The organism is Mucilaginibacter sp. CSA2-8R, from assembly GCF_038806765.1.
Classification (GTDB): domain Bacteria; phylum Bacteroidota; class Bacteroidia; order Sphingobacteriales; family Sphingobacteriaceae; genus Mucilaginibacter.
On sequence record NZ_CP152389.1, the window covers coordinates 2,392,887 to 2,419,111 of the forward strand.

The 26,225-nt window shown below is 42.9% G+C and carries 23 protein-coding genes and 1 pseudogene; 10 read left to right on the top strand and 14 right to left on the bottom strand.

From position 1 onward, the window contains the following. The first annotated feature begins 91 nt into the window (after window positions 1-91). Window positions 92-448 (top strand): response regulator, encoded by a 357-nt coding sequence (locus AAGR14_RS09910; protein ID WP_342648431.1) that lies wholly within the window; start codon window positions 92-94, stop codon window positions 446-448. A gap of 59 nt (window positions 449-507) precedes the next feature. On the opposite strand, the gene AAGR14_RS09915 is transcribed toward AAGR14_RS09910, so the two are convergent. Beyond that, entirely contained in the window at window positions 508-2,856 is a 2,349-nt protein-coding gene (locus AAGR14_RS09915) for a PAS domain-containing sensor histidine kinase (RefSeq protein WP_342648432.1), read from the bottom strand. A gap of 212 nt (window positions 2,857-3,068) precedes the next feature. Here AAGR14_RS09915 and AAGR14_RS09920 point away from each other — a divergent pair, with 212 nt between their 5' ends. Beyond that, the gene (locus AAGR14_RS09920) at window positions 3,069-4,160 is read left to right on the top strand and encodes an acyltransferase (protein WP_342648433.1); all 1,092 of its coding nucleotides are present in this window, start codon (window positions 3,069-3,071) and stop codon (window positions 4,158-4,160) included. Between the two features lie 262 nt (window positions 4,161-4,422). On the opposite strand, the gene AAGR14_RS09925 is transcribed toward AAGR14_RS09920, so the two are convergent. Together AAGR14_RS09925 and AAGR14_RS09930 are read right to left on the bottom strand one after the other, a co-directional pair. After that, the gene (locus tag AAGR14_RS09925; protein ID WP_342648434.1) at window positions 4,423-5,280 is read right to left on the bottom strand and encodes an alpha/beta hydrolase-fold protein; all 858 of its coding nucleotides are present in this window, start codon (window positions 5,278-5,280) and stop codon (window positions 4,423-4,425) included. 84 nt (window positions 5,281-5,364) lie between these two features. Further along, window positions 5,365-7,395 (bottom strand): ATP-binding protein, encoded by a 2,031-nt coding sequence (locus AAGR14_RS09930; RefSeq protein WP_342648435.1) that lies wholly within the window; start codon window positions 7,393-7,395, stop codon window positions 5,365-5,367. A 250-nt stretch (window positions 7,396-7,645) separates the two neighbouring features. On the opposite strand from AAGR14_RS09930, the gene AAGR14_RS09935 reads away from it, so the two are divergent. The 3 genes from AAGR14_RS09935 to AAGR14_RS09945 all read left to right on the top strand — a co-directional run bounded on the left by AAGR14_RS09935 (window position 7,646) and on the right by AAGR14_RS09945 (window position 9,382). Further along, window positions 7,646-8,047: a VOC family protein gene (locus AAGR14_RS09935; RefSeq protein WP_342648436.1), complete on the top strand. Its 402-nt coding sequence runs from the start codon at window positions 7,646-7,648 to the stop codon at window positions 8,045-8,047. Between the two features lie 70 nt (window positions 8,048-8,117). Continuing rightward, window positions 8,118-8,666 (top strand): AAA family ATPase, encoded by a 549-nt coding sequence (locus AAGR14_RS09940; protein ID WP_342648437.1) that lies wholly within the window; start codon window positions 8,118-8,120, stop codon window positions 8,664-8,666. Window positions 8,667-8,731: 65 nt separating this feature from the next. Further along, the gene (locus AAGR14_RS09945) at window positions 8,732-9,382 is read left to right on the top strand and encodes a DUF429 domain-containing protein (RefSeq protein ID WP_342648438.1); all 651 of its coding nucleotides are present in this window, start codon (window positions 8,732-8,734) and stop codon (window positions 9,380-9,382) included. Between the two features lie 7 nt (window positions 9,383-9,389). On the opposite strand, the gene AAGR14_RS09950 is transcribed toward AAGR14_RS09945, so the two are convergent. Next, a complete protein-coding gene (locus AAGR14_RS09950) occupies window positions 9,390-10,331 on the bottom strand; it encodes a hypothetical protein (protein ID WP_342648439.1) in 942 nt (313 codons plus the stop codon). Window positions 10,332-10,588: 257 nt separating this feature from the next. Between AAGR14_RS09950 and AAGR14_RS09955 the strand changes: the two genes are divergently transcribed. Together AAGR14_RS09955 and AAGR14_RS09960 are read left to right on the top strand one after the other, a co-directional pair. Then, a complete protein-coding gene (locus AAGR14_RS09955) occupies window positions 10,589-11,146 on the top strand; it encodes a histidine phosphatase family protein (protein ID WP_342648440.1) in 558 nt (185 codons plus the stop codon). Window positions 11,147-12,047: 901 nt separating this feature from the next. Beyond that, window positions 12,048-13,304, top strand: a complete 1,257-nt coding sequence (locus tag AAGR14_RS09960) for an NAD(P)/FAD-dependent oxidoreductase (protein WP_342648441.1) — start codon at window positions 12,048-12,050, stop codon at window positions 13,302-13,304. 163 nt (window positions 13,305-13,467) lie between these two features. Here the strand turns inward: AAGR14_RS09960 and arsB are convergent, their stop codons facing one another. From arsB to AAGR14_RS09980, 4 genes are read right to left on the bottom strand one after another with little or no spacing between them, the layout of a single operon-like run. After that, window positions 13,468-14,550, bottom strand: a complete 1,083-nt coding sequence (gene arsB / locus AAGR14_RS09965) for an ACR3 family arsenite efflux transporter (protein ID WP_342648442.1) — start codon at window positions 14,548-14,550, stop codon at window positions 13,468-13,470. A 3-nt stretch (window positions 14,551-14,553) separates the two neighbouring features. After that, window positions 14,554-14,973 carry an arsenate reductase ArsC gene (locus AAGR14_RS09970; protein ID WP_342648443.1) on the bottom strand — a complete coding sequence of 140 codons (420 nt, stop codon included), beginning with the start codon at window positions 14,971-14,973 and terminating at the stop codon, window positions 14,554-14,556. Between the two features lie 12 nt (window positions 14,974-14,985). Continuing rightward, window positions 14,986-15,537 (bottom strand): DUF6428 family protein, encoded by a 552-nt coding sequence (locus AAGR14_RS09975; protein WP_342648444.1) that lies wholly within the window; start codon window positions 15,535-15,537, stop codon window positions 14,986-14,988. Window positions 15,538-15,592: 55 nt separating this feature from the next. Further along, window positions 15,593-15,922 (bottom strand): metalloregulator ArsR/SmtB family transcription factor, encoded by a 330-nt coding sequence (locus AAGR14_RS09980; RefSeq protein ID WP_342648445.1) that lies wholly within the window; start codon window positions 15,920-15,922, stop codon window positions 15,593-15,595. Between the two features lie 188 nt (window positions 15,923-16,110). Here AAGR14_RS09980 and AAGR14_RS09985 point away from each other — a divergent pair, with 188 nt between their 5' ends. Next, the gene (locus AAGR14_RS09985; protein ID WP_342648446.1) at window positions 16,111-16,713 is read left to right on the top strand and encodes an HD domain-containing protein; all 603 of its coding nucleotides are present in this window, start codon (window positions 16,111-16,113) and stop codon (window positions 16,711-16,713) included. 25 nt (window positions 16,714-16,738) lie between these two features. Here AAGR14_RS09985 and AAGR14_RS09990 read toward each other — a convergent pair whose 3' ends face one another. From AAGR14_RS09990 to AAGR14_RS10005, 4 genes and pseudogenes are all read right to left on the bottom strand, one after another. Continuing rightward, window positions 16,739-17,152 carry a hypothetical protein gene (locus AAGR14_RS09990; RefSeq protein ID WP_342648447.1) on the bottom strand — a complete coding sequence of 138 codons (414 nt, stop codon included), beginning with the start codon at window positions 17,150-17,152 and terminating at the stop codon, window positions 16,739-16,741. A gap of 450 nt (window positions 17,153-17,602) precedes the next feature. Then, the gene (locus AAGR14_RS09995) at window positions 17,603-17,812 is read right to left on the bottom strand and encodes a prolyl oligopeptidase family serine peptidase (protein ID WP_342648448.1); all 210 of its coding nucleotides are present in this window, start codon (window positions 17,810-17,812) and stop codon (window positions 17,603-17,605) included. Beyond that, a complete protein-coding gene (locus tag AAGR14_RS10000) occupies window positions 17,809-18,459 on the bottom strand; it encodes a prolyl oligopeptidase family serine peptidase (RefSeq protein WP_342648449.1) in 651 nt (216 codons plus the stop codon). Before AAGR14_RS10000 ends, AAGR14_RS09995 begins: the two co-directional genes overlap by 4 nt. After that, a pseudogene (locus AAGR14_RS10005) lies at window positions 18,446-19,861 on the bottom strand (hypothetical protein). Before AAGR14_RS10005 ends, AAGR14_RS10000 begins: the two are co-directional and overlap by 14 nt. Window positions 19,862-19,975: 114 nt before the next feature. Between AAGR14_RS10005 and AAGR14_RS10010 the strand changes: the two are divergent. Both AAGR14_RS10010 and AAGR14_RS10015 read left to right on the top strand, forming a co-directional pair. After that, entirely contained in the window at window positions 19,976-22,399 is a 2,424-nt protein-coding gene (locus AAGR14_RS10010) for an ABC transporter permease (protein ID WP_342648450.1), read from the top strand. Between the two features lie 95 nt (window positions 22,400-22,494). Next, complete coding sequence (locus tag AAGR14_RS10015) at window positions 22,495-22,932, top strand: HIT family protein (RefSeq protein ID WP_342648451.1); 438 nt, start codon at window positions 22,495-22,497, stop codon at window positions 22,930-22,932. 505 nt (window positions 22,933-23,437) lie between these two features. On the opposite strand, the gene AAGR14_RS10020 is transcribed toward AAGR14_RS10015, so the two are convergent. Together AAGR14_RS10020 and AAGR14_RS10025 are read right to left on the bottom strand one after the other, a co-directional pair. After that, window positions 23,438-24,781, bottom strand: coding sequence for a HAMP domain-containing sensor histidine kinase (locus AAGR14_RS10020; RefSeq protein ID WP_342648452.1), 1,344 nt, complete (start codon window positions 24,779-24,781; stop codon window positions 23,438-23,440). After that, on the bottom strand, window positions 24,771-26,129 hold the full coding sequence (locus AAGR14_RS10025; RefSeq protein WP_342648453.1) for a sigma-54 dependent transcriptional regulator: 1,359 nt from the start codon (window positions 26,127-26,129) through the stop codon (window positions 24,771-24,773). The genes AAGR14_RS10020 and AAGR14_RS10025 overlap by 11 nt, the downstream gene beginning before the upstream one ends. Window positions 26,130-26,225: the final 96 nt, after the last annotated feature.

Below are 26,225 nucleotides of genomic sequence, written 5' to 3' on the forward strand. Positions count from 1 at the left end.
AAAAAAAGTGACGTCGATGTTTTTATTACTAATTAATTTTTCGCGATTTAGTAAATTCGCAGGCTTTTTAAGAAAAGCTTTTGATTAGAAGATGACAAAGAAGAAGGTGCTGCTGATAGAAGATAACCAAGACATTTGTGAGATTGTAAAGTGGGTGTTGGAACAAGACGGCTACACCGTTAATGTTACCAGCCATTTACCGGCAACTAATTTAGCCGGCTTTAAAGCAGATTTAATTGTGCTGGATGAGTGGGTGAACAATAATGAGGGGCATATGTTATGCAAAGAAATTAAAGCTATACACGATTTAAGACACATCCCTGTAGTTATATTTTCGACTGCTATAGATATCGAAGAATTGATGCAAACCTGCGGCGCCGACGGCTTTGTGCGCAAACCTTTCGACATTGGAGATTTGGTTATCGAAGTAAATCGTTTGCTTGCCTAGCTAAATTTTACATATTTCAAGAATAATAAATTCGCTGCAAGCTGCAATTATCATTAGCTCTAAGCCAGCGGCAATTCAAAGCAAAAAGTGCTGCCTTGGCCTGGTTCGCTTTCTGCCCAAATTTTACCGCCATGCCGCTGTAATATTTCGTAGCACAAATACAAGCCTATGCCAAAACCTGCTACACTTTGGTAACCCTGATTATTCACCCGGTAAAAGCGCTCAAACAATCGTGGCAGGTTTTCTGCGCTGATACCTATGCCTTCATCTTGGACACTCACGCTGACTTTGCCATTTTGAGCCATACATGATATATGAATAGCCGTGCCCAATGGTGAGTACTTAATTGCATTGCTGATAAGGTTGCTGACTACCTGGCCTATTTTATCGCGGTCGGCATTCACCATGGTTTTAACAACGGGCGCAAAAATCAGTTGATGAGTATTGACCTGAGTAAAAAATTCATCTTCAGTATCTTTTATTAATTGTGCCATATCAAAAAGGGTACGCTCAATATAAATTTGCCCCGATTCAAGCCTCGAAACATTTAAAAAACCATTGATTAGTTTGGTCATCTTTACAATTTGGCGGTTAGCCTTATCAGCAATATTATGCAAAACCGCATCCTCGGCCTTCCGCGATTTGGCTTCGATAATTTGCAGGTACCCGTTAAGTGATGTTAATGGCGTTTTTAATTCGTGACTTACCATACTGATGAAATCATTTTTTCGCTGCTCATTAAGCTTTTGCTCAGTGATGTCTAAGCAAGCTGTAATATAGCCTGCAAATGTGCCATCCGGCCGAAAACGTGGCGGCGAATTTGCCAGCAACCACCGGTAATCGCCCTCTTTAGTGAGTACTCTAAATTCGCATGCGAATGGAGCATGTTGTTTAAATGCCGATAAATAGGAGTTCTCGTAACGGCTCCGGTCTTCAGGATGTAACAAATCGAGCCAGTCGTACTTTAGCATTTCCTCGCGGGGTCTGCCGGTTAAGTCTACCCAGGCCTTGCTAAAATAAGTGGCATTGCTGCTTTCGTCGGCTACTGCAATCAGTATTCCAGAGCTTTCAGCCATAGTACGGAAACGTTCCTCGCTCTCAGCTATAGCGGCTTCGGCACGACGAATGTCGGTAATGTCGCGCGTTGTTCCGGCAACAGCTGTTACTTCGCCAGCATCATTAAACACCGGATTTAAAATATAATCATATACACGGCGACCCAGCGTAGCATGAGGGAACGATACTTCACCGCGTACCGACTCGTGCGTCGCCACAATGCGGTCTATTTCACGCTCGTGCATTTGCGCATGCCATTCTTCATAGCCATTTTCGCGCAAGCCTTTGCTTATAGCCGCATCCCACGTTTTTCCCCACATCTCCAGCAGTGCCTTGTTAGCATAGGTAAACCTGTATTCGGTATCAAACACGTATACTAAATCGGGTGTGGCTGCAGTTATGGTTTCGTACAGCCGTTTTTGCTTTTCCGATCGGTCGCGTTCATCGCGCAGGCGTTGCTCCATCAGTTTACGTTCGGTAATATCACTAAACATACCAACCGCGCCGGTTATATGGCCTTCCGTGTCAGTTATAGGCGCTGCGTTCATTGTTAGATAAACACGGTCTGCTCCCGGGCTGTGAATGGCAAACTCATAGCTAAAAACAGGTTTTCCTGTCGCCATAGCCACCATCGTTGGGTGATCTTTGTCGGCCATAGCTGTGCCGTCTAAGTGTATATTAAACCATTCGGGCGAGTTACTCCTCCTTTCGGTAAAGCGTTCACTATCAGTTTTTAAAATGCGATGGGCCATGGGGTTAGCGTACACTATATGACCGGTATGATCGGTAATCCCAACGCCTTCGGCCATGTGGTCCATCACCCGCTTTAGCTGCTGTTCGTTTTCTTGCAAAGCCTGCGTGGTTTTAGTAGTCTCGGTACATACTACCAGGATGCCCTCGGGTTTGCCGTACTGCCCCCTTATGGGTGTGTACGAAAACGTCCAGTAAACATTATCTAACCGTCCGTTACGGTATATGGGTATGAGTTGGTTTTCGAGGTAAACAGCATCGCCGGTTTGCAAAACGCCCGCAATGAGCGGACTAATTACCGGCCAAGCCTCAAGCCAACAATCCTCGCCTTTTTTGCCAAGTGCCCCAGGGTGCTTGCTGTTAGCAGCAGTACCTAATATTGCCATGTAGGCATCATTGTAAAATTGTATTTTTTGCTCGCCCCACCATATAAACATCGGGAAACTCGAGTCGAGCACAAGGTTTACAGTAGTGAGCAAAGGTAACGGCCAGGTGTCTATTGGACCCAACGGTGTGACAGACCAATCAAACTTTCGGGTTCGGTCGGCCATTTCGCCTTTAGCGTAAATATACTGTTGAGGTTTTTCGGTTACGGATTGCATGGCAAGTGTAATACAAAATTAATTATTAATACAAATGTTTGACGTGTAAAAGAAAAATGATAATTAAAGCAGGTTTGTGTTTTTAGGAAGTACGGTACTTTGTTTATGTCTTTACGTATAAATTGAGTTATCAGTTGCCCAAATTGTGTTGCGCGTACTTGCACGCCAACAGCATTATTGTTATAATTACCGATATACCATAAATTAATACCATGCCTGCAACCCAGTCCGATAATAACTCTTTGCAAACCCGACCGCATTTTGAGGCACTCGATGGGTTGAGAGGGGTTGCGGCATTAGCGGTTGTGATTTTCCATTTTATGGAAATTGCCATCACCGAGCTCAGCAAAAATTTTATAACCCACGCTTACCTGGCGGTCGATTTCTTTTTTTGTTTATCAGGTTTTGTAATTGCCTACGCTTATGATAGCCGCATGCCAGGCATGGGTTTGGGCACCTTTATAAAATTGCGGCTCATCCGGTTGCATCCGTTGGTTGTAACAGGTGCGGTATTGGGGTTGTTGAGTTATTTCTTTGATCCGTTTAGTAACCTGTTAAACCAATACGGTACAGGCCAGGGCATACTTATGTTTTTGGGTTCGTGTTTTATGATACCATATCCAATTATTAAAGAGCGGTACTATAACCTGTTTCACCTTAATCCGCCTACGTGGTCTTTGTTTTATGAGTACATTGCTAACCTGTTTTATGCGTTAGTGCTTTGCCGAGCGGGCAAAAAGCTGCTGTGGACGCTGTTTGTTTTAGCCACTGTTGCCGTTTTTTTTGAAACCCAGCACTCTAATGGCTTAGGCGGGGGGTGGGGTAAAGAAGTTTTTTGGGGAGGCCCTGTGCGAGTGTCTTACTCCTTTTTGGCTGGCATGTTAGTATATCGTATGGGGTGGATCATTAAATCTAAACTGGGTTTTGTATCGCTATCATTTATGCTGTTGGCCGCATTATTGTTGCCCTACAAAACCAGTATTAACCAATATACTGACGCGTTTACGGTGTTGTTATATTTTCCGTTTCTGGTATCTTTAGGTGCTGGCATACAGGTGTCGCAAACACTGGTTGGCTTATGTAAATTTTCGGGTAATTTATCATACCCATTATACATGACCCATTATCCTTTCGTCTGGATATTTTATAGCTACCTGGCCGCCAGAAAGCCGCCCATGAGTTGGCTTGAAATATTGATACCCATATGTGTAATTTTCTTAGTTGGCTGGGCTTATTTCATCATGAAATTTGTTGACATTCCCATACGGCGTTACCTAAAACGCAAGTTTGTTGACGGAGTATAAGCTGGCGAACTATGTGCAGACAACTTTAGGAATGTATTGAACAAAACGGATCAATCCCGCAAGCGGCGCAGCAAATGCAAATGTCATATGCGCAAGCCTGGCAAATGATTGACCATCCGAACATCCGCTTTGGCGAACCGGTAATTGTTTCGCAGCGCGGAAGGAAAGGGGGCGATCACGCCGAAGTGACAGTCAGGAGTAAATATTTAGCGCAGGCGTTTAAAGCATTTAAGCAGAGGCTTTATGAGTTTTTGCAGAATATTCACTCCGATTTCCTGTCCGGGTACAATAATCTAATAGCGTTATAAACCGCTTGGTGCATAACGGTAGCGTGGTTATCAAACGGTAGGTAATCAAAAAATACCTGGTCATGCGTTTTGTTTTCAGTTTTTAATTTATCGGCCAGCAAGTTTGCGTCTACTTCCATAACCCGCGGCATTTTGGTAGAGGTAAGGCCTTCTTTACCTACGCCAATGTAAACGGCAGTAGGCCCAAGTTTAGGCGTTTTAAAGTCGAGCAGCGATGCTTTATCCCACCATAAACTCGGGCTTACGATGATATACTTATTAAATAGCCTTGTCTTTTTAAACAGTATCTCGGTAGCAAGCAGTCCTCCCAAGGATTCGCCTATGAGTGTTTTGGTGTCTGTGGTTTTATATCTGGATTGGATGAACGGTTGTAATTCGTTCTCTATAAAAGCAATAAACTTATCAGAATGTCCGGTAGTGGGATAGGCCACTTTATCCGACTGGATGGTTGTTGGGTAGGTAAAATCCCGGCGGCGATCCACCGTTGCAATGCCAACTACGATTGATTTTGGCAAACGGTTAATCCACTCAAAACTATTAAACTGAACTAAGCCAACTATATGAATAAAATCTTCGTTTACTGCGCCATCCAGTAAGTAAATCACCGGGTACCTTACGGTATCCCTGGCGTTATAGCCCTCGGGCAGATAAACATTCAAAATCCGCTTTTCGGCTAAAATTTTAGATGGTAATTCTTCTACTACGCCAATGGTTAACGGTTTAGCCTTGCTGTAAGATGCGGAAGTATTGTTTTGTGCAAAAAGATGATGACTAAGCATCAGCAAGGCAAAAACGGTAAGCAGTTTTCTCATCAAGTTTCAAATATGAATAGTTGCTGCCATAAAACAAGAATATAGTAATAAATTTTAAGCTTATTATCTATCCAACACAGCAGACTACGAAGCTAACGGAATGCTGAAATAAAAGGTGCTGCCCTGACCCTGCTCACTGTCCACCCATATTTTGCCATCGTGCCGATGTATAATTTCGGCACAAAGATAAAGTCCAATTCCAAATCCGGCAATCGTTTGGGTTTGTTGCGATTCTACCCTATAATATCGTTCAAATAACTTGGCCTGATCTTCGGCCGAGATGCCAAAACCCGCATCGCGCACGCTTACACAGGCCATACCATTTTCGGCAGTGCAGGCCACGTGTACGGTGCTGCTTAAAGGAGAGTATTTGACAGCATTGCTGATAAAGTTATTAATGACCTGCCCAATTTTATCACGGTCGGCCACCACGATGGTTTCTTCAACAGGCGCAAAAATAATCCGGTGCGTGTTGACCATAACACGAGCTTCGTCTTCTACTTCTTTTACCAATGCAGCCATGTCAAAACGCTGATGGTTAATATAGATCTTGCCTGATTCTAACCGCGAAACATTCAAAAAGCCGTTAATCAGGGTTGTCATTTTTTTAACCTGATTAGTCGCCTTATCCAGGGCGTTAGCGGTAAAGGCATCTTCTGCTTTAATAGCTTTAGCTTGCAGCATTTGCAGATAGGCGTTAAGCGAGGTAAGCGGCGTTTTCAGTTCATGGCTTGCCATACCGATAAAGTCATTTTTGCGTTGGTCGTTTAGCTTTCGCTCTGTCACATCGCTCATCATACCCGAATATTCAACGGCCTTACCCGTAGAATCGAAAAATAATTTTCCTGTAGCCCTTATCCACCTGCGCTCGCCGGTTTGCAGCTGAGTAATTGGATATTCTACGTCGCTCGACTCATGCTTTTCTATCGCGTTATTCAGATTGTTAATTAGTGGCTGCCTGTAATCAGGCTCCATGGCGGCAATATTATCATCTAACGTTAACTCCCCGTTTGGGTCAAAACCGAATATTTTACGGCCGATATCTGATACGGTAAGCTTCATTGTTTCGATATTGATGCTCCACGCGCCCATGTCGCCAGACTCAAGCGCCTGCCTGAAGCGTAACTCACTTTGCTGCAGTGCTAAACGGCTTTTTACCTGTTCGGTTACATCAATAGCCGTGCATAACACACCAAAAATTTTACTACCTTCATAAATGGCCCGGCAGCTAATATTCAGGTAGCAATCCTGAATGTAGCCGTCACGACTTAAGTTTAAGTAAACTTCGTTACTATTAAACGGTTTACCGGTACGGTATACGTGCTTGCAGGCTTCAACAATAGGTTGACCGGCAAATTCCGGAAATATCTCTAAAATGGGTTTGCCAACGATGTCACTGTTTTGGCCGAGCAATTTCAACATCGCTTCATTTACGGTTTCTAAAACCAAGTTTTTGCCGGTTAGTACCTTTTTAGGTACCGGACTAAAGGCAATCAACGATTTATATCTTTCTTTGCTTTCGGCAAGTTCGTGGGTGCGCTCGTCAACCCGATGCTCCAAGTCCAGATACAGACCCAGTAATGCCTCGCGCGATTCCTTTAATTCGGCATTACTGCCGGCCAACTCATAATTCAGTGCTTCAACGTGAGCTAATGTTTGTAACTCCTGTGCCTTGCTTTGGGCTAAAGCGGCTTCAATAAGTACTTTTTCAGTAACATTGACGGCCTTTTGTATGATGTATAGCAATTCGCCGTCGTCGTCTAAAACAGGCGTATGGCTGGGGTTCCAGTAACGCATCAAAAATTTGCCCGGATGCGCAGCATCTGGTACGTCGTATCGCTGTACCGACATGTAGTGAGGTTTACGTGTATGAATAACCTCTTGTAATGAGGCAGCGATATTTCGTACACCGTCGGCATTTGATGCCGCCGGATTTGCCGGGAATGCGTCAAATATATATTTACCCGTAATTGCTTCGCGCGTGGTGCCGGCCGAATGTAAAAACTGCTCACTGGCGGTTATAATATGCAAATCGGGCGATAAGATAAGGTACTGGCCCGGAATTGTTTCGAGCGCCCTTATCGTATCGGCAGATAAACCTCTGGTTGATGGCATGTTGATGGCTATATGGAGCAGATTTAATCTTTAATGTTGCAAAACTTAACGCACTTTATCAAGTGAATTTTAACTTGGACAGATATTTATCACTTTGATTAGTAAAACCTCGTCAAAAAAGTTATAAGTTGTAGTTGCCGGCTTCTACTTAAATCAGGACTTGCAATTTTGAAATAAACCGACGAAATTACTCTGATAATTTTACCTATTGGTAAGACTATATACTTGATAAAAAACTAAACCCTAAAACATGAAAAAAGTTACAGGCATTGGCGGCATATTTTTTAAAAGCCAAAATCCTCAAACGATGAACGAATGGTATGCCAAAAACCTGGGCCTGCCTACAAGCGATTACGGTACCACCTTTAAATGGCGCGATGCGGACAATCCCTCGCAAAAAGGTTCGACGTCCTGGCGTGCATTCCCGCAGGATACAAAATATTTTGATCCGTCGCACAAGTCTTTCATGATTAATTACCGGGTAGAAAACATTGCTGCACTGCTCGAAGAATTGAAAAAGGAAGGAGTAACCATTGTTGATGAGATAGCTGAATATGATTACGGAAAATTTGTACACATCCTTGACCCCGAAGGTAATGTCATTGAGCTTTGGGAACCCGCAGGCGAAACGAGCGAAGAAAGCACTGTTTGATAGGTATAGAGTTTTATTTACTGATGGTCATCATTATTGTAATGTAAATTTGCGGCATAATTTTGTTGCGATGAAAATCCATATCATGGGAGCATCCGGTGCGGGGTCTACTACGCTGGGTAAGGCATTATCCGAACGCTGGAAACATCCTTATTTTGACACCGACGACTACTTTTGGCTGTCTTCTGCAATGCCCTTTACTCAACGGCGCGCAGCAGAAGAGCGTAACCGGTTCTTGAAAGATGATTTGCAAAAGCACAAAGATGTGATAGTCGGTGGCTCGCTGGTAAACTGGGGTGACGAATGGAAAACATATTTTAATTTAGTGGTATTTCTTTACCTTCCGCCTGCTATCCGGCTGCAACGTTTGATGGAGCGCGAGGTGGAGCGTTACGGCACCGCTATTTTCGACAACCCGGAACGGGCAGCATTATATCAGCAGTTTTTAACCTGGGCTACAGGTTATGATGACAATACTACCCACGGTAGAACACTAAATACCCATCGCAATTGGTTAAGTGCGTTGGATTGCCCAGTGCTGGAGATTGAAGGCGATACTACAATAGACGAACGCGTAAATCTGGTTGAGCAAACATTGTCTGGGTTTTTAAAATTTTAAAGCTACCGTAAATAACCTGGTATTACTTAATCTACACGCATGCTCAACAAATACATCTACCATAAATGCCTCCTTATATTTCTTCGTTAAGTCACATTTCTAATATACCAGCATCCGTGATCGGTATAGACCTTACCGGGTCCGAGAAAAAAGCCTCGGGCTGGGCTGTATTACAGGACGGACAGGTGCAAACCCGACGGATTAAAAGTAACGCTGAACTCATGGCCTGCACAGTTGCAGCCCAGCCTGCCGTCATTGCTCTTGATTCGCCATTGTCCTTACCCAAGGGGCGGATTTCTGTTTATGATGATGACCCCGGCAGGTATATTTATGGCATTTCCCGCCTGTGCGAACGGCAGATGCTTAAACGTGGCATACGCTCGTACCCTACACTAATCCGCAGTATGCAACAGCTAACACTGCGTGGTATGCTGCTGGCTCAGGAATTTAGAGCGCTGGGCTTTGACGTAATTGAATGCTTCCCGGGCGGTACACAAGATATTCTGGGTTTACCGCGGAAACAGAAGGGCCTGAGCGATTTAGTACAAGGACTCGTCCGGTTAGGCATAGAAGGTGACTATATTTATGCCAGCCATGATGAAGTGGATGCGATTACCGCTGCCCTGGCTGGTTGCTTTTATCTGAGCGGGCATTACGAAGCTTTGGGAGATGAGGACGAGGGCCTGTTGATTTTACCTGTAGCCTTACATCAGTGAGTGGATTTTATATCCGGTTGATAGCAGCGATAAGGCTGCGCATATCTTGCTGGATGGTGCGTATGCTGGCTTGTAGTTGGTTATGCATATCGGCCAGGTGTTGTAGATCTTCTTCATTAAAGTATCCCTTTATGCCAAAAAAGCGTTGCTCGTCTTCTTTGTTTAACTTGTCGTCGAATACAAAAGTCAGCCATCGCTTTTTGAGCGTTTGTATCAGCGATTGTTTCCCTTCATTACTAAAAGCTTTTTCATTGAGCACACGCCATAGTGCTGGTGGTAAAGCATTATCTGCGTTAGATTCGTGCCACACATTGTTAAGCAAACTGTGTTGCGTCTGTAACTGTATCTTCTTACCTTTAGGATTGAGCAGCATAAAACCTAAACCTGCGCCTGCAACGCCTCCGCTAATGTTAACAGCATTAGTCACCTTATTATTTTTAATAATGGCAGTAGATATGGCCAGGGCCGCACCTGTCACAATAGATGCTACCGTTAAACGGGTATTTACTTTATGATTTCTGGCGTCTAAAAACCGCGCCAATTGATCATAACGTTCACCGTTGCAGTCCAGCTCTGCCACTACCGCTTCCATTTCCGTATTCAATAGCAGAACTCTTTCTGTAATCTTTTGCTTGCTGTTAAGTTTTTCTTCGGCGGTTTCACTAATCGAATATTGGTTCAGCAACTCAAGCAAACCGATATGAGTTGCCAGCGTATAATCATGAGCATCAAGCTTAGCAGCTACCAAAGCATTTTTAGAAACAAACACTTGCTTAGTGGTATCATCTCGATAATGGAGCCTTGGCGCGCAGTAATCGGTACTCAAAGCGCTGGTTTTAGAATTATTTAGAACCGTTGAGCAAGAACTTGTAGCCATCAACACTATGGCCGCAGCAAACATGGCCAGCCAGTCTCTTTTTTCAATATTTTTAATCAAAGCTGGTATCATGTAAAAGGCGATTATTAGTTGTTGCAGCCATCAAAGTTGAAAATTATAATTCAAATTATAGAAAGCAACAAGCAGGACAATACATTTATTTAACCTGAGAAGATGATCTGTCATACGCTATCACTGCAAACCAGATTTAATGGTTAATGAACATACTTATCAGGTTAAAATTTAAAAAACTACTTTGGCCCAAAACCAAATAATATGAAACGGCTTTAAAGCTTATATTAATTAGATTAAAATATTGCCTAACTACCATGAAAATATGTTTTCTGCTCTTCGCATTCATCGCATTATTTAGTCAAGTAACCGTAGCGCAAAAATCTGGTGCGCAGTCGCCACTCAAGGTAATTATCATCAGACATGCTGAAAAGCCGGAAAAAGGCGATAATTTGTCTTGTCAGGGTTTAAACCGGGCTATGCAATTGCCGGCAGTTTTGGTAAAGCAGTTTGGCATACCCAATTACGCATACGTACCTGCACCGTCGGTAGGCAAAGCCACCAAAAGTGGGCGCATGATGCAAACCATTTGGCCATTGGCAGTTAAATACAATTTAACAGTAAACAGCAAATATGATGTTGATCAAACTTCTGCCTTAGCAAAAAACATACTCAAACGCTCGGGCACTGTGTTGGTAGTGTGGGAACATAATAACATTGCAGATATTGCTGCCGCGTTGGGTGCAGACGCAAAAGCGCTCAACTGGAAAGGCAATGATTATGATACGATCTGGAAAATTACCATCAACGGCTCGAAGGCAACACTAACAACAGCAAAAGAAAACCTTTCTCCCGCAGCCAACTGTAATTTTTAAATTGGTTAAGAGTAATCAGGTAATCGAGTGCTGTCTCCAAGATACTTTCATCAAATTATATCGTGTAACTTTAAAATTAACTGTTGAAGGTGTAACAGTATAGATTGATGCTGCCGCGGTTCTGTGCCATGCTTTGAGAAACTTCAATCAGATGCTCACCAATCTGACGCTACAGGTAGCTATCTCATAAGTGCGGACACTTGTATTCTGATTTGTGGGCTTCGTAACACAGGCATTCGCTGTGGGCAAAAGCAACAAGATCAGTGTATCTTGCTTTAGCAGGCCCGCAGTACTAATGCTGCTAATTAACTGCATTAGGTTTGTTACCAAGCTCATGGGGCGCGCCGGATACTTTAACTTGATTACTATTTGTGGCGTAAATTCCATTAGTGGCAACAGCCAACCATTGTTTACGGTAGTCAATTTAGTTATCGATTAAAAAACGCTCAACGCCTTTACCGTATCTGCCACAGGTATCGCTGCTACTCGTCCTCAGATTGATTTTACGTCTAACCGATAGGTAGAGTAAGCAGTTCATCGACATTTTAGGCTGCCCTGAAAGAGGCAGCCTGTTTTTGTGCTGATATTTTGAGATGCAGTCAATTGCTGTCGTACTGACAAAGTTGCTATCGTAGCTAAAACTTCCATCCAGCACGTTTTACATCTCCGGCAAATGCCTATAGTTACATTGATTGGGTTAATTACAGGAATAATGTCAAGATCGCATTACTATTTTTTGATTAGGCATTAGAAATAAATTAGGGTTTGGAAAGAAACTGATAAGAAATAGGTTTCTTATGTCAATTTATTCCAGTTTGGTATAAAATCGTGCTGGTTTACTATAAAAAAAATCTTTTGGAATGCTTTTAGTTAGGTGAGGGCAACACATAATTGGATTAGCATGAAAGTAGTGATTGTAGGCGGCGGCTTTGCCGGAATGAATTTAGCCAAAGGTTTGGCCGGAAAAAAAGATGTCGATGTATTGTTGGTTGATAAACATAACTACCATTTATTTGCCCCGCTTTTATACCAGGTAGCTACCTCCTTCATCGAGGCTTCCAACATCAGTTATCCTTTTCGTAAAATGCTGCAAGGCAAAAAAAATGTTCGCTTTTATCATGGTGCGCTTAAAGAAGTAAAGGCAGATCAAAATCTGATTGTAACCGAATACGGCACCATTAATTACGATGTGTTGGTACTTGCTTTGGGAACGGTAACCAATTACTTCGGAATGGAAAATTTGGAGAAGCACTCCATGCCCATGAAGACTATTGATGATGCCTTGCGCATTCGTAACCATATGCTGGTGAATATGGAAAAAGTAACCCGCGAGGCAGACGAAAAAGAGCGCGAAAAACTGATGAATATCGTTATTACAGGCGGAGGACCAACTGGTGTGGAATTGGCCGGTATGATTGCCGAAATGGGTAAGCATATTGTAAAAAAAGACTATCCTGAATTAAGCAACGTAAGAGGTAATGTTTACCTGGTTAGTTCTGGCGATGAGCTTTTGGGCAGTATGAGCGAAACTGCCAGTACCGAAGCTTTGCGTCGGTTAACAAAGTTAGGGGTGCATGTAAAAAGCGGTGTTGCGGTAAAAGATTGCGTTGATGGTAAAGTAGTGTTAGCAAACGGCGAAGAATTACCAACACAAACACTTATATGGGCTGCCGGTGTTACGGCCTGCCGGGTACCCGGCTTACCAGAAGAAAGCCTGGCACGTGGCAAACGCATTAAAGTAGACGAGTTTAACAAAGTAAGTGGCACCCAAAATATCTACGCTATTGGCGATATCAGTTTAATGAATGCCGATGAGGAATATCCTGACGGTCATCCACAACTGGCCCAGGTAGCCATCCAACAAGGTACGTTATTGGCAAAAAACCTGGTGTGTATCACCAAAAAAGAAGAAATAAAACCCTTCGTCTACAACAACAAAGGCAGCATGGCCATCATCTCAAAATACCGCGCAGTAGTTGATTTGCCAAAGTTTTCGTTCACTGGTTATTTTGCCTGGGTAACCTGGTTAATTATCCATATTTTCCCACTTGCAGGATTCACAAATAAACTTAAAACAGTATTTAACTGGATGATGAGTTTTTTTACCAACGACCCAAGTTTGCGCTTGATACTGCGCTACAAAGCCGAGTCGAGATAAGCAAAGCAAAGCGGGTTTGTTTCGTATGAAAAATCAAATCTATAATTACGGCGTTTAATGGTTGAGTCTGACAAACCTAAACGAAATACAATGGCTTGTTGAACATTGATTGATATACTTACGCAGTCCAGAAACTGTTGTAAGTTAATGAGACTGTATTTTATTAAATAACGTTTTCGTATCTGTACCAACGCTTTCTGAACCAGAAAGCCACATTAACCAGCGCAATTAAAGCAGGCACCTCAACCAATGGCCCAATTACCCCGGCAAAGGCCTGGCCAGAGTTGATACCGAATACGCCAATCGCCACGGCTATAGCCAGTTCAAAATTGTTTCCGGCTGCTGTAAAAGCTACAGAAGCATTTTGTGCATAATTGGCGCCCATGTATTTGCCTATCCCAAAACTTATAACAAACATCACCGCAAAATAAATGACCAGCGGAATAGCAATTCGCACTACATCTAAGGGCATTTGAATAATTAACTTTCCCTTCAAACTAAACATTACCACTATGGTAAACAATAATGCCGTTAGCGTGAGCGGAGAAATAAATGGGATAAAACGCTGAGTATACCATAACTCGCCCTTAAGTTTAACCAAAATAACCCTGCTTAACACACCAGCTGTAAAAGGTATACCCAGATAAATACCTACGGATTGTGCTATGGCACCCATCCCAATATTAACAGCGGTACCCCTAAAACCAAACATCGGCAGTAGTACTGAAATAAAAACATATGCATAAATACTGTATAACAGCACCTGGAAAATGCTGTTTAAAGCTACCAGTCCAGCTGCATATTCGCGGCTGCCGTCTGCCAGTTCGTTCCATACTAAAACCATGGCAATGCAACGGGCCAGTCCGATGAGGATAAGGCCTGTCATATAATCGGGTTTATCGTTTAAAAACGTGATGGCCAAAACAAACATCAGCGCCGGGCCTATCACCCAGTTAAGCAGGAGCGAAACGCTCAATACCCTAGTGTTCTTAAATACCTGACCTAAGTTTTTGTATTTGACTTTGGCCAGCGGCGGGTACATCATTAAAATGAGCCCGACAGCCAGCGGCAGGTTTGTAGTGCCGCGGTTATACCCGCTTAGATTTTCGGCAAACGAAGGTGCGAAATAACCCAGTGCTATGCCTAAAGCCATAGCCATAAATATCCATAATGTAAGATAGCGGTCTAAAAAGCCGAGATTTTTGCGATTAGCAGCAGGGGCACAGTGGTTAGGTATGGCGGTCATGTTTTACTGATTTATATAGAGGTCTACAAACTCGCCAGCATAAACTTTAATCATGTCGCGTACGCGTCTAAATTCCTGCATCACTTGTTCAGGCGTGCCGGTGGCTTTAGCTGGGTCCGGAAAATTGTAGTGAAAACGTTGTACATCGCCCGGAAAATAAGGACAGGCCTCCTTGGCATTATCACATACGGTAATTACATAATCAAACGGAATATTTTGGTATTCATCAACATGGTTTGACGTGTGCCCTGATATATCAATATGGTCTTCGGCCACCACAGCAACAGCTTTCGGGTTTACGCCATGGGTTTCGATGCCTGCGCTATAAACGGTTACTTTGGCGCCCGCAAAATGCCTTAAATAACCTTCGGCAATCTGGCTGCGGCAACTGTTGCCGGTACACAGCAATAATATATTTTTCATAATGATGTTGGTTTAACAGCAGCCCGAGCCGGGTGTACATACAGCTGAATTATTTGCCAGGTTGATTAAAGGTAATTGCGGTTTTGCTGCCGGTGTACAGCGCTCATCGCCATTGGCATCAGTACCGCAACTGCCGCCGCGTTCTATTGCTTTGCATTGCACGGTGTCTGCATGTAAGTCAACAATCAGGTTGTCGCCATCTGCCATTACTGTTGTCGGGACCATTTGGCGGGTATCAAAGCCGGCGTTGCCAAATTCAATCTTAACAATGCCGTTTGGGTTAAGCGGTAACTTGCTTTCAACCAGGTTAATGATAGACAGAGCCTTGCTCACTTTCATGGCTTCGGTTGATGGTTCGTCTGTAGGCTCCCAAAGTTGCACAATAATTTCTGTCCAGGCATTCATCACACCTCCGCAATCTACAGAGGTAACATTAGCTTGTTTAATTTCGGTAATGTGGTAAGATGCATTTACCAAACGGTCGGAAGCGTATTTAAATTGTAATTCGCGGTTCTCATGTGCCGATAGTTGATCTTTAAATGATTGCCAGGTAAGCGTTTTCATATAAAATCCTTTAATTGTATTATTGCAATATTGCGATTTGAAAGTTCAAAAAATTTTAACAGCAGGTCTTGGGTTGCATGTACGAATTAAAAAAGCCATTAAGCTGTTTTTGCAATAATGCCCAAGCTTTAGGTTCGATACAATAGCAAACGCTTACACCCTCAATGGTTCCCTGTATTAGTCCGGCATTTTTTAATTCGCGCAGGTGTTGCGATATAGTTGCCTGTGCCAGACCCAGTTCGTCTACCAAATCGCCGCAGATACAGGCATTTGCTTTAATAATGTGCTGCAAAATAGCAATGCGGGCCGGATGAGCAATAGCTTTTAATGATACAGCCAGTTGGTTTTGCTCGTCCGTAAAAATTTCTGTTTTAGTAATGCCCATGTCTATCTATTGCAATATTACGATTGAGGAAGTGTATTTACAAATCGGTAAATTACTGACCTGCATAATTGAAAATTAAACGCCGTTAATTTGCTTAAATTGTTGGTTTTTTATGATTAATTGTCGACCGTTGGATTGACAATAACGACGACCTTAAAACAATTTATTTCAGCTTTATAAATGAACTTATGACAACACCCGATTTGCTAAAGCAGGTTGCCTTTATTAAGGAAATAGACAAGCTAAAATATATACAACGTCGAACCAAACTGTTTAACAGCGACCGGCACGAAAACGATGCCGAGCACAGCTGGCACCTGGCCATGATGACGCTGGTGTTAGCTGGTCATGCCAACGAAGCTATAGATATGTTGAAAGTGCTCAAAATGGTGCTTATCCATGATTTGGTGGAGATTGATGCGGGGGATACGTTTATTTATGATACTGTAAAAAACCACACTAATACCGATGAGGAACGGCTGGCTGCGCAACGCATTTTCGGACTATTGCCCGAAGCTCAGGTTCAGGATTTTATTGCCGTGTGGGAAGAATTTGAAGAAGGCCAAACAGCCGAGGCCAGATTTGCCCGAACCATGGACCGCTTTGAACCCCTGCTGCAGAATGCATCCAATCAGGGCGGCACCTGGGCCGAATTTAACGTACCTTACGATAAAGTATATGCCAAAAAGAAAGCAATTGCCGATGGTTCGGCTACTATTTGGGCTTATGCCGATGGGTTGTTGAAGGAGAGTATGGAGAAAGGAATTTTAAAAAAGAGCGAAGATTTTTAATAGAGCATACTTAATACATGGCCACTTATATATTCTTGAATAAGCTATCAAGAAACTCTACCGAAACTTCATTCTGCGGCCCAATTGGGTCGATTACAACTAAATAAATAAAACCAGGTCTTTTTACAAATGCTAAATAGATTTTTGACTGGTCAGACAATGAATTCATTTGTCCGTAAGCCTCTACATTTTCACTTCTATTATAGCTCAATGAAAAGCCACCTGATTGGATGCCCAGATACGTTATGTTTTTACTTTTAAATGCCTGGAATGCATCGGTATCAACGGATACCTGCAAACTATTTGCTTTTGTGGTAGATTCTAACGCATAATTCGTTTCAAGCCGACCATCATTTATCGGAACGAAAATATTATTGTCCGTCCGGTAAATCTTATATTTGCCTATTTGTATATCTGGGTCTTTAATGTCAATAGGCACGTCGATTTTTGTTATCTGAAAATTAAAATCTCGATATCGGGCCAGTGTAATCGGATTCCGGTTGCTGTAAATGAACGTTTGATTGACTTGAATCTCTTCAGAAACTTCAGTCTTGAATAAGTTAACGTAATCGTCTGGTACCGACTTAACCGATTCGTACTTGTTGTTTCTATTTGCAACACTTAATTTTTGAAAATTTTAATGCGCAATACCAAACGAAACCAACGCATAACATTGCGATAATGGCATAGCTTACTTTTTTAAAGATTTCCATTTAAGATGATAAGATGAAGATTGCGTTCAATTGCCAGGTGCTTAACACCAGAACAATATATTAAAAAAAGTAATCATTAATGGTATCGCATCCAAATAACAACTTTCGCGGTTTAATGCAGCTTGATATAAGTTTAAGGAATAGCGTTTGCAAAACATATCATAATCAAGAGGAGCTCATTTCAATTTAAAGTCCGGATGGCCTGCCTGCCACAAGGCAAAAGTATACATATTGGCAAAATTTCGGAATGTTACGGCTTTATCTTCGGTATAGTGCCCATTGTCGTAGTTTACCTGCATCAGCACGGGCTTGTTAGATGCGGAAGCGTTTTGTAGTGCTGCAGCAAATTTGCCTGGTTGCCAAACAATCACTCTGGGATCGTTCATGCCGCGTACGTTGATGACTGCCGGATATTTAGTGGCCGTTTTTCATGCAGATAGGCATCCATTTCCAGCAGTGCTTTACACTCCAGCGGATCGTTGAAAGTGCCAAACTCGGCAATATTATCAGCGTTCGGCGTTAGTTCAAATCTTAAGGCGTTGCTAATACCTACGTTATTAATCGCGGCAGCAAATAAATCAGGCCTTTCGGTAATGGCCCGGCCAATCAAAATGCCTCCGGCGCTGGTTCCTTCGCCAATTAAGTGGCTGGCACTTGTGTAGCCATTTTTAATTAGGTATTCGCCAGACGAAATAAAGTCTTTCCAGGTATTAGGCTTGGTGGTTTTAAAACCAGCTTTGTACCAGCTCAATCCTTTTTCGCTTCCGCCGCGCGGATGGGTTACTGCCACTACAACGCCTTTGTTAAGCATTGCAAGATATTTATTATCAAAATGCGGCACATTCGAAAATCCATAAGCACCATATCCGGTCATGAAACAAACGGCAGCACCGTTTCTTTTTAATCCTTTTTTGTAAATGATAGAAAGTGGTATCTGCACACCATCATGTCCCGGAATTTCAATCTCCTCAACCATCAGGTCTTGCAGCCCCGGATATTTAACTTGTGTGTTAAACGGGCTATCGTATGACATTTTTTTTGTCGGCCTGATAAGTATAAGCTACCACTGGCTGCAACCACGATATCAAGAGTACGTAACAGTCGTTAGCTTTTGCATCATAGGCTCCAAAAGCGTTGGTGCCTGCCAGGGGTTGTTTAACATTAATAAGTGTTTTGGTAGGCACATGGTAGGTTTGCAGGTAGGAGCGGACCACATCATCCTTAGTAATCAGCAGGTAGTCTTTACTTGCGCTTATTTCAAATATCTTTCTTTCTTCGGGCACCACTACATTAGCTGTTTTTACATCAGGTTGTGCCAAACTGGTTGCCAAAATACTTCCGTTAGGAGCACCTTTTATGCTATGCAGCAATAACTGGTTTCCAATAGCAACGGCCTGTACTATACTATCCTCGCGGTTTATCAGCGTGCGCCAGTTTATACGAGGTTTTAGCAAATCACTGGCAGGGGCAATAACGCAGTGTGTGCGCAGGTCAACCGTAATTAAATGGCCAATTAGGTATTGCCCGTTATTGGTAAAGCTCACGCCCGGCACCTCTGTCCGGGATATTTTTAATTTAGGATATTGAGCAGCAGATAATAAAATTCGGTCTTTATCCTGATTCGTACCCAAAGCATGATAGCGCGAAGCTGTATTCATCTGGAAGTTTGTATCGAACGGGTTATTAGAATTAAGGCGGGTATAAATCAAGCCTTTACTATCAGGTGTCCAGGCAATTTCTTCTCTAACCGGGCCAATGCTGTCCGGTAGAAAAGAATGGCTTACCAAATTAAATATGCGGATAAAAGAATTTTCGCCGCCGCCGCTGGCTATAGCAATGGCTACCTATTTTCCGTCATCACTCGGAACAAAGTCGGCCATGGCATATTTATTATTTTTGCTGTAGAGCAACGGATCAAAAATTAATACCTCCGGGCCGGCATCACCATCTTTACAGTATAGCTTACTTACGTTTTCATTGGGCAGCGTTTTGCGCAAAAAATAACGACCGGCCCTGCGTTTAATAAATCCATACCGGGCTGGCTGTAATTTATCATAACTGATAAAAGTATTTATTAGGCTGTCCCGGCCTGGTATCTGAGCCAGCACCTCATTAGTATAGTCATTCTGGGCCTTAAACCAATCTTTAACTGTGGGGTCGGCAAGGTTTTCGAGCCAATGGTAATTGTCCGTTATTTTTACACCGCAATAGGTTTCTGTAACCTGGCTTTTACGGGTGGCTGGTAATTTAAACTGCGCAAATATTTTTGTGCCAGCTAATTGTAATAATAGAATGATGATAAGTGCTGAGGTGCGACGCAAATCTTTTAATTCGATATTGATAGCGAGTGATTTACAGGCAATATAATATAAATTAAGTAAGTGTCTATAAAGTATTCTTATTATGAAATATAATATTTCATTGGCGGCCATCATCTATTATTACCGGCATTGCAGTAACACAAAAATATCAAGCATCCGCTGTTATCAATAAGGTTGCAGATTAAAAATACTACCAATTAATCAGTACATTAGTGAAAATCTCACCTTATGCTACGCAATCTTTGGTTGGTTACTTACCGCAATCTGCTTAAAAACAAGTCTTACACTATCATTAATGTTATTGGTTTAAGCCTTGGGCTGGCTTCTTTTATTGTGATTAGTGCCTATGTGCATTATGAAAAAAGCTTTGACGGCATGTATCCGGGAAGCGATCATATTTATAGGGCCGAGAGCCGTTTTTACAGATCGGGCGAGTTAACTGATAGCTGGGCAACAGCCAGTAATGGCTATGCGAAAGCTATGTATGATAATATACCCGGTATCGAAAGCTATGCCCGTATCAGTTGGAACGATAACGAGCGGGTAGTGCGCTATCAAAACATAAAATACCGGGAGCAACGGGTTTGCTTTGCCGATAGTAATTTCTTTTCATTTTTTTCGCTACCCTTAATTAAGGGTAATCCGTTAACTGCATTGCGCGAGGTAAATACAGTGGCTATATCCGAAACGGAAGCTAAAAAATATTTCGGCAGTGCTAATGCGGCTATGGGTAAAATACTGCAGCTGGCTTCGCGCTTTAAAAGTTATGATTGCCTGGTTACCGCTGTATTTGCAGATCTGCCTGCTAACTCCAGCCTGCAGTTTAACATGCTGGTATCTTGGAATACATCACCCGGGTGGATCAGGGAGTTTTGGTATCAGCACGAAAATTATACGTTTTTGAAATTAAAACCTGGCGTTACCCCGCAAAGTATTGAAGGGCAGTTTCCGGCACTGGCCGAACGTTTTAAAACTGCGGCACCGCTCAAAGAACTTAAATGGAGTATTAATTTAGTTCCGCTTAAAGAAATACACCTAAACACTGCTAAACCTTACGAGCTGGAGGTGAAAGGTAACCGTCAGGCCGTGAGTTTTTTAGGGGTAATGGCTTTTGTAATTTTGCTGATTGCCTGTATTAACTACATTAATTTAGCTACTACCAAATCGGTAGATCGAGCTAAAGAGATCGGTATCCGCAAAGTAACAGGTGCCCATACCTCACAACTGGTATTGCAGCTTTTGATTGAATCGTTTGTTATTAATTTAATTTCGCTATTAATTGCAGTATTGTGGGTTTTGCTCATTAGCTATATGTTGCAGCGACTATCAGGTAGTACACAAACTTATCATTTACTCATTGACGGTGGTATATTGTATAAGGCGCTTTTGGGCTTTGCAGCCAGCATCATTTTATCGGCTATTTATCCGGCTGTCGTACTGTCCAGATTGCAGCCTATAAAAGTGCTTAAAGGACGGTTTGCGTTTTCTAAAAGCGGCGTTTGGTTGCGTAAAAGCATGGTGTCTTTTCAATTTGCGGCCTCATTGCTGTTGTTGGCCGGCACGTTTGCTGTTTACCGGCAATTAAATTATATGAGTAACGAAGACACCGGCGTTAATTTAAAGCAGACAGTTGTAATAAAAGCGCCTTCGAATACGGACAATTACCTTCAAAAAGTAAGCAGTTTTAAAAGCAGAGCAGAGCAGATTACTGGTGTGCAGTCGGTAAGTGTGTCGGGTGCGGTGCCGGGCAAAAGAGTTGGTATGGCAGCCGCCTGCCGCCGGTATGGTACCTCAAAGGCAACAGAACGAGCTTACGAAATGCTGCGGGTAGACTTTGACTTTACAAAGATGTACCGGTTGCAATTAATTGCCGGGCGTACTTACAACGCAGCCAACACGGCCGACTCAACCAAAATTTTATTGAACGAAGAGGCGGTTAAACAATTCGGTTTTTCGTCTGCACAGGATGCTGTGGGTAAAAAGATCTGGATCGAGTCGTTGGACAAAGAGCCTAATGAAATTATCGGTGTGGTTAAAGATTTTCATCAGCAATCGTTAAAAGAAGCATACGCAGCTACGGTGCTTTTTATGGATCCAAAACTTACCTGGGTGCCGCTTAAATATCTATCTGTTCAAGCCAGCCAATCGCATATTACACCGGTTAATGCTCAACTGGCCAACTTATGGGCCGAAACTTTTCCTGATTCGTCTTTTGATTATTTTTTCCTGGATGATTTTTATGCAAGGCAGTATGAACAGGATATTCATTTCGGACAGGTGTTTATCTTGTTTTCATCCATTACGATAATCATCGCCTGTTTAGGTTTGTTTGGCTTAACAACTTACTCAACCGTAAGGCGGCAAAAAGAAATCGGTGTGCGTAAGGTATTAGGTGCATCAGCGCAAAGCATTATCGGTTTGCTGAGCAACGAAATGTTTAAGCTTATTTTGATAGCAGGTTTAATTGCTTTACCATTGGCAGCTATCATCATCTATCAATGGCTGCAGGGTTACGCCTTTAGGGTACAAATAACGTGGTGGCAATTTGTACTGCCTATAGCAGTGTTAATGTTCATCTCGTTTTCTACAACTATATTTTTAACTTACAAAGCAGCTTTAAGTAATCCGGTAAAAACCTTGAGGGATGACTGAAATTGATTACAGTAAAGCAGCTACTTTTTGATAACGGTGTTGCCGCTCAATAAATACTATATTTAGGCACTTAAGTTATTCAATATTTAAATATCATGACTACTACTGTTAGCCCCAACCCTTGCATTTATTGTGCTAAAGATGAACGCCTTACCAATTTAACCATCGAAATTACCGAACTGCAAGCCAGTATACTTTATTTGTTTAAAGAACAAACTTATCGTGGCCGTTGCGTGCTGGCTTATAAAAAGGAGCACAAAAACGAAATATTTGAACTGTCAAAAGAGGAGCGCGAATTATTTATGGATGATTTAAGCCGGGCTGCTAAAGCCATTAATGCTGCATTTGGACCCGATAAAATCAACTATGGCGCTTATGGCGACAAGATGCCGCACATCCATTTCCATTTGGTTCCCAAATATGAAAATGCACCGCAATGGGGCAGCACATTTGTAATGTTCCCGGAACCAACCGTACACTTGCAAGAAAGTGAATACGCTGAGATGATTGAAAAAATCAAAAGTCATTTGTAAAGCAAATTGATTCTTATCAAAATCCTCCGCAAACAGGAGGATTTTGATAAGAATCATATAAAGCTTGTTGAAGAATCTGCCCTTATCTTAATCAACTTTGCCCGAATGGCGAGCGGCACAAATTAATCGCTTTTGGTGGCACATGCTTTTAGTTTTTGCTTAAGCTTATTCCAAAGCGTGGAACGTAGCAAAAGTTGAATAGCCTGTGGTGTAGTCCGACTTTAAGAATAAAAGTTTTTTGTAATAAAGTACTATATGCATGGTACCTGGCATCGTGCACCTACTGCTTGCCTTTGGAAGTAAACATGATATAGCTACGCTAAATTTATGCTTTGTTTATTGCAAAGCAAAAGAAATGACCGCAATGCCAATGAGTCGACTGCAAAAGTCAATCATCACACGCTTTGGTCTAAATAGCGGAAATATTAATTAGCATTGTGGGACGCTAATGTGTATTAGCATGACGGCTGTGTAAGGTTTACTCACGCACCTTAATTAGAAATACTCAATTAAATTGCAACGTAAACACTGTACCCACACCTTCGGTAGATTGCACCTGGATATTTCCTTTATGCATCAGCATAATCTGTTTGCACAAGCTTAAACCAATGCCGCTGCCGGTTTTGCGGGTGCTGAAAAAGGGGATGAAGATTTTCTCCATCAGCTCGGCAGACATGCCCAGGCCGTTATCGGTTACTTTGAGCAGGGTTTTGTTTTGCTGCACCTCGGCTGACAGGGTAATGATCGGTTCGGGCCGGTCTTTAACGGCTTCAATGGCGTTCACTAACAGGTTAATCAATACTTGTTCCAGCAGGTTGATGTCTACATCAATGCTCAGGCTCAGGTCGCGTAGGATGATGTCAAGTTCGATATTTTTCTTTTCGAGGGTGGGCAGCATAAGGGTATTAAGGTTTTCGAACAAATCGTATACTGATACCTTTTGCAGCTCCAGCTTGGTAATTTTGTTTAAGCTGCGGTAACTTTCGGTGAACTTAAGCAAACCTTCGCTGCGGCGTTTTATGGTGTCAATGCCCAGCTCCAGGTCTTCCAAATCGGGCCCTACAGCACTGTTGGCAATGTCAGGGCGTTTCAGCCGGTTTTTCAGTGTATCAGCCAGGGAGGAGATGGGCGCTACCGAGTTCATAATCTCGTGGGTCATCACGTTGAGCAGTTTTGACCATGCGTTTGATTCCGACTCGTCCATGGCATCGCTCACGTTTTGGAACGCCACCAGTTTGTATACTTTGTCTTCGCTCTTTAGTAAGCTGGCCATGAGCAGCAATTTAACCTGCTGCTGCTCTTTGACTAACGTAACCACCCGGCTACCGCCTGATTTAACCTGGATAATTTCGTTGTATATATCTGCGTTTCGTTTTTCAAGCGCCTGGATGTTTTTGAGATAGGGGATGTTCAGCAGATTTTTAAACGATTCGTTTACCCAGCCAATATCGCCGGTGGCCGGCTCATACGACAGGATACCCGTGCCTACCAGTTCGAGTATTTTTTGCAGGTAGTGGTACTGCGTTTCGCGTTCGCGGTTGATGGTCTTAAAAGTAGTATTAATCTCGTTGAAACCCTTGCGCAACACCTGCACATTAGTAGGCGCGCTCTGCACAGCATAATGGCGCGAAAAATCGCGGTACTGGGCGGCCTCAGCAAACTCCTGCACCTCCTGCTGTATTTTACCGTACTGCTGCATAATACTCACTACCACGTATATAACAAACGGCGCCAGTGCGGCAGCGTAAATATAATGCTGTGTGGTTATGGCAAAGGCAGCTCCACACAGCAGCGCAAATAGTATAAAAATTCGCAGCAGCAATTGCCACTCGTAACGCTTAAATATCATACTTGTTCAGTCGGCGGTAAAGTGCGGTACGGGTTAGGCCAAGTTCTTTGGCGGCGCGTGTAATGTTGCCGCTGTGTTTATCAATCACCCTTAAAATGGCATTTTTTTCCATTTCGCTCAAAGGTACGTTGTCGGCATCTTCGGCGTTTTGCGGCTTGGCGGTTTCGAGTGATGAAAAAATCAGGTCGTCGGGTTGCAGGGTAGCATCCTCGGCCATAATTACGGCGCGCTCAATGGTGTACTGCAACTCGCGTATGTTGCCGGGGTAGCCGTATTGCTGCAACTTTTGCAGTGCTGCCGCGCTAAACTCAACATTAGGTTTTAAATATTTAGTAGCATACACCTTGGCAAAATGGCGGGCCAGTAAGGGCACGTCGGTATGGCGGCGGCGCAGGGGCGGCATGGTAATTTCTACCGTGTTAATGCGGTAAATTAAATCTTTCCTAAACTTGTTTTCGTTAGCCAATTCCTGCAGGGGCACGTTGGTAGCACAAATGAGTCTGATGTTGATGTCGACCGCCTTATTGGTGCCCAGGCGGGTAACCTGGCGGTTTTGCAGTACGGTTAATAACTTGGCCTGTTGCAACAAACTGATGTTGCCAATCTCGTCTAAAAATAAGGTGCCGCCTTCGGCTTCTTCAAAGCGGCCCATGCGGTCTTCGCGGGCATCGGTAAATGCGCCTTTTTTATGGCCAAACAGTTCGCTCTCAAACAAAGTATCGGTAAGTGCGCCCACGTCAACCTTTACAAAAGGCTTGTTGGCCCGCAAAGAGCGTTCGTGAATGGCTTTGGCCATTAAGTCTTTACCGGTACCGTTTTCGCCTAAAATTAAAATATTGGCATCGGTAGGGGCAATCTTGTTTACCTTATAAAATATATCCTGCATCACGTCCGATTCGCCCAAAATAGACGTGCTCCCCGCAGACCCCTTAACCGCCACTTTGGGGCGTTTGGGGCCTTCCTGCTTATCGAGCAAATCGCGGATGGTTTCAATCAGTTTTTCGTTGTGCCAGGGTTTCACCACAAAATCATTGGCACCTTCTTTTAACGAGCGTACGGCCAGGTCAATATCGCCGTAGGCTGTAATCATTATTACACAAACGTTGGGCCTCCAATCTTTAACCTTGCGCAGCCAGTAAATACCCTCGTTGCCGGTGTTCATGGCGCTGTTAAAGTTCATATCCAGCAATACCAGGTCAACCTGGTTGCGGGTAAGCAGCGAGTTGATGTTTTCCGGATTTTTTTCGGTAATAATTTCGTGCACTTCCGTTTTAAGCAAAAGCTTTACGGCGGTAAGCACATCGGTATCATCATCAACAACCAGTATGGTAGCTTTTTTTAATATCATGGAGTATTTTGTGTAAGAAATTAAGTTAACCTCAAGCTATAGTATAATATAGCCGCTTATAAAGGTAAGCATATAAATTTGCTGCCCTAACATGCC

Bases quoted from the DNA above. Each gene is read 5' to 3' on its own strand.
- AAGR14_RS09940 (WP_342648437.1), top strand. From the start codon at position 8,118: ATGAAAATCCATATCATGGGAGCATCCGGTGCGGGGTCTACTACGCTG.
- AAGR14_RS10025 (WP_342648453.1), bottom strand. From the start codon at position 26,129: ATGATATTAAAAAAAGCTACCATACTGGTTGTTGATGATGATACCGAT.
- AAGR14_RS09910 (WP_342648431.1), top strand. From the start codon at position 92: ATGACAAAGAAGAAGGTGCTGCTGATAGAAGATAACCAAGACATTTGT.
- AAGR14_RS09955 (WP_342648440.1), top strand. From the start codon at position 10,589: ATGAAAATATGTTTTCTGCTCTTCGCATTCATCGCATTATTTAGTCAA.
- AAGR14_RS09925 (WP_342648434.1), bottom strand. From the start codon at position 5,280: ATGAGAAAACTGCTTACCGTTTTTGCCTTGCTGATGCTTAGTCATCAT.
- arsB (WP_342648442.1), bottom strand. From the start codon at position 14,550: ATGACCGCCATACCTAACCACTGTGCCCCTGCTGCTAATCGCAAAAAT.
- AAGR14_RS09970 (WP_342648443.1), bottom strand. From the start codon at position 14,973: ATGAAAAATATATTATTGCTGTGTACCGGCAACAGTTGCCGCAGCCAG.
- AAGR14_RS09960 (WP_342648441.1), top strand. From the start codon at position 12,048: ATGAAAGTAGTGATTGTAGGCGGCGGCTTTGCCGGAATGAATTTAGCC.
- AAGR14_RS09920 (WP_342648433.1), top strand. From the start codon at position 3,069: ATGCCTGCAACCCAGTCCGATAATAACTCTTTGCAAACCCGACCGCAT.
- AAGR14_RS10020 (WP_342648452.1), bottom strand. From the start codon at position 24,781: ATGATATTTAAGCGTTACGAGTGGCAATTGCTGCTGCGAATTTTTATA.
- AAGR14_RS09930 (WP_342648435.1), bottom strand. From the start codon at position 7,395: ATGCCATCAACCAGAGGTTTATCTGCCGATACGATAAGGGCGCTCGAA.
- AAGR14_RS10015 (WP_342648451.1), top strand. From the start codon at position 22,495: ATGACTACTACTGTTAGCCCCAACCCTTGCATTTATTGTGCTAAAGAT.
- AAGR14_RS09945 (WP_342648438.1), top strand. From the start codon at position 8,732: ATGCCTCCTTATATTTCTTCGTTAAGTCACATTTCTAATATACCAGCA.
- AAGR14_RS10010 (WP_342648450.1), top strand. From the start codon at position 19,976: ATGCTACGCAATCTTTGGTTGGTTACTTACCGCAATCTGCTTAAAAAC.
- AAGR14_RS09980 (WP_342648445.1), bottom strand. From the start codon at position 15,922: ATGGGCATTACTAAAACAGAAATTTTTACGGACGAGCAAAACCAACTG.
- AAGR14_RS09935 (WP_342648436.1), top strand. From the start codon at position 7,646: ATGAAAAAAGTTACAGGCATTGGCGGCATATTTTTTAAAAGCCAAAAT.
- AAGR14_RS10000 (WP_342648449.1), bottom strand. From the start codon at position 18,459: ATGTCATACGATAGCCCGTTTAACACACAAGTTAAATATCCGGGGCTG.
- AAGR14_RS09915 (WP_342648432.1), bottom strand. From the start codon at position 2,856: ATGCAATCCGTAACCGAAAAACCTCAACAGTATATTTACGCTAAAGGC.
- AAGR14_RS09950 (WP_342648439.1), bottom strand. From the start codon at position 10,331: ATGATACCAGCTTTGATTAAAAATATTGAAAAAAGAGACTGGCTGGCC.
- AAGR14_RS09985 (WP_342648446.1), top strand. From the start codon at position 16,111: ATGACAACACCCGATTTGCTAAAGCAGGTTGCCTTTATTAAGGAAATA.
- AAGR14_RS09995 (WP_342648448.1), bottom strand. From the start codon at position 17,812: ATGAACGATCCCAGAGTGATTGTTTGGCAACCAGGCAAATTTGCTGCA.
- AAGR14_RS09975 (WP_342648444.1), bottom strand. From the start codon at position 15,537: ATGAAAACGCTTACCTGGCAATCATTTAAAGATCAACTATCGGCACAT.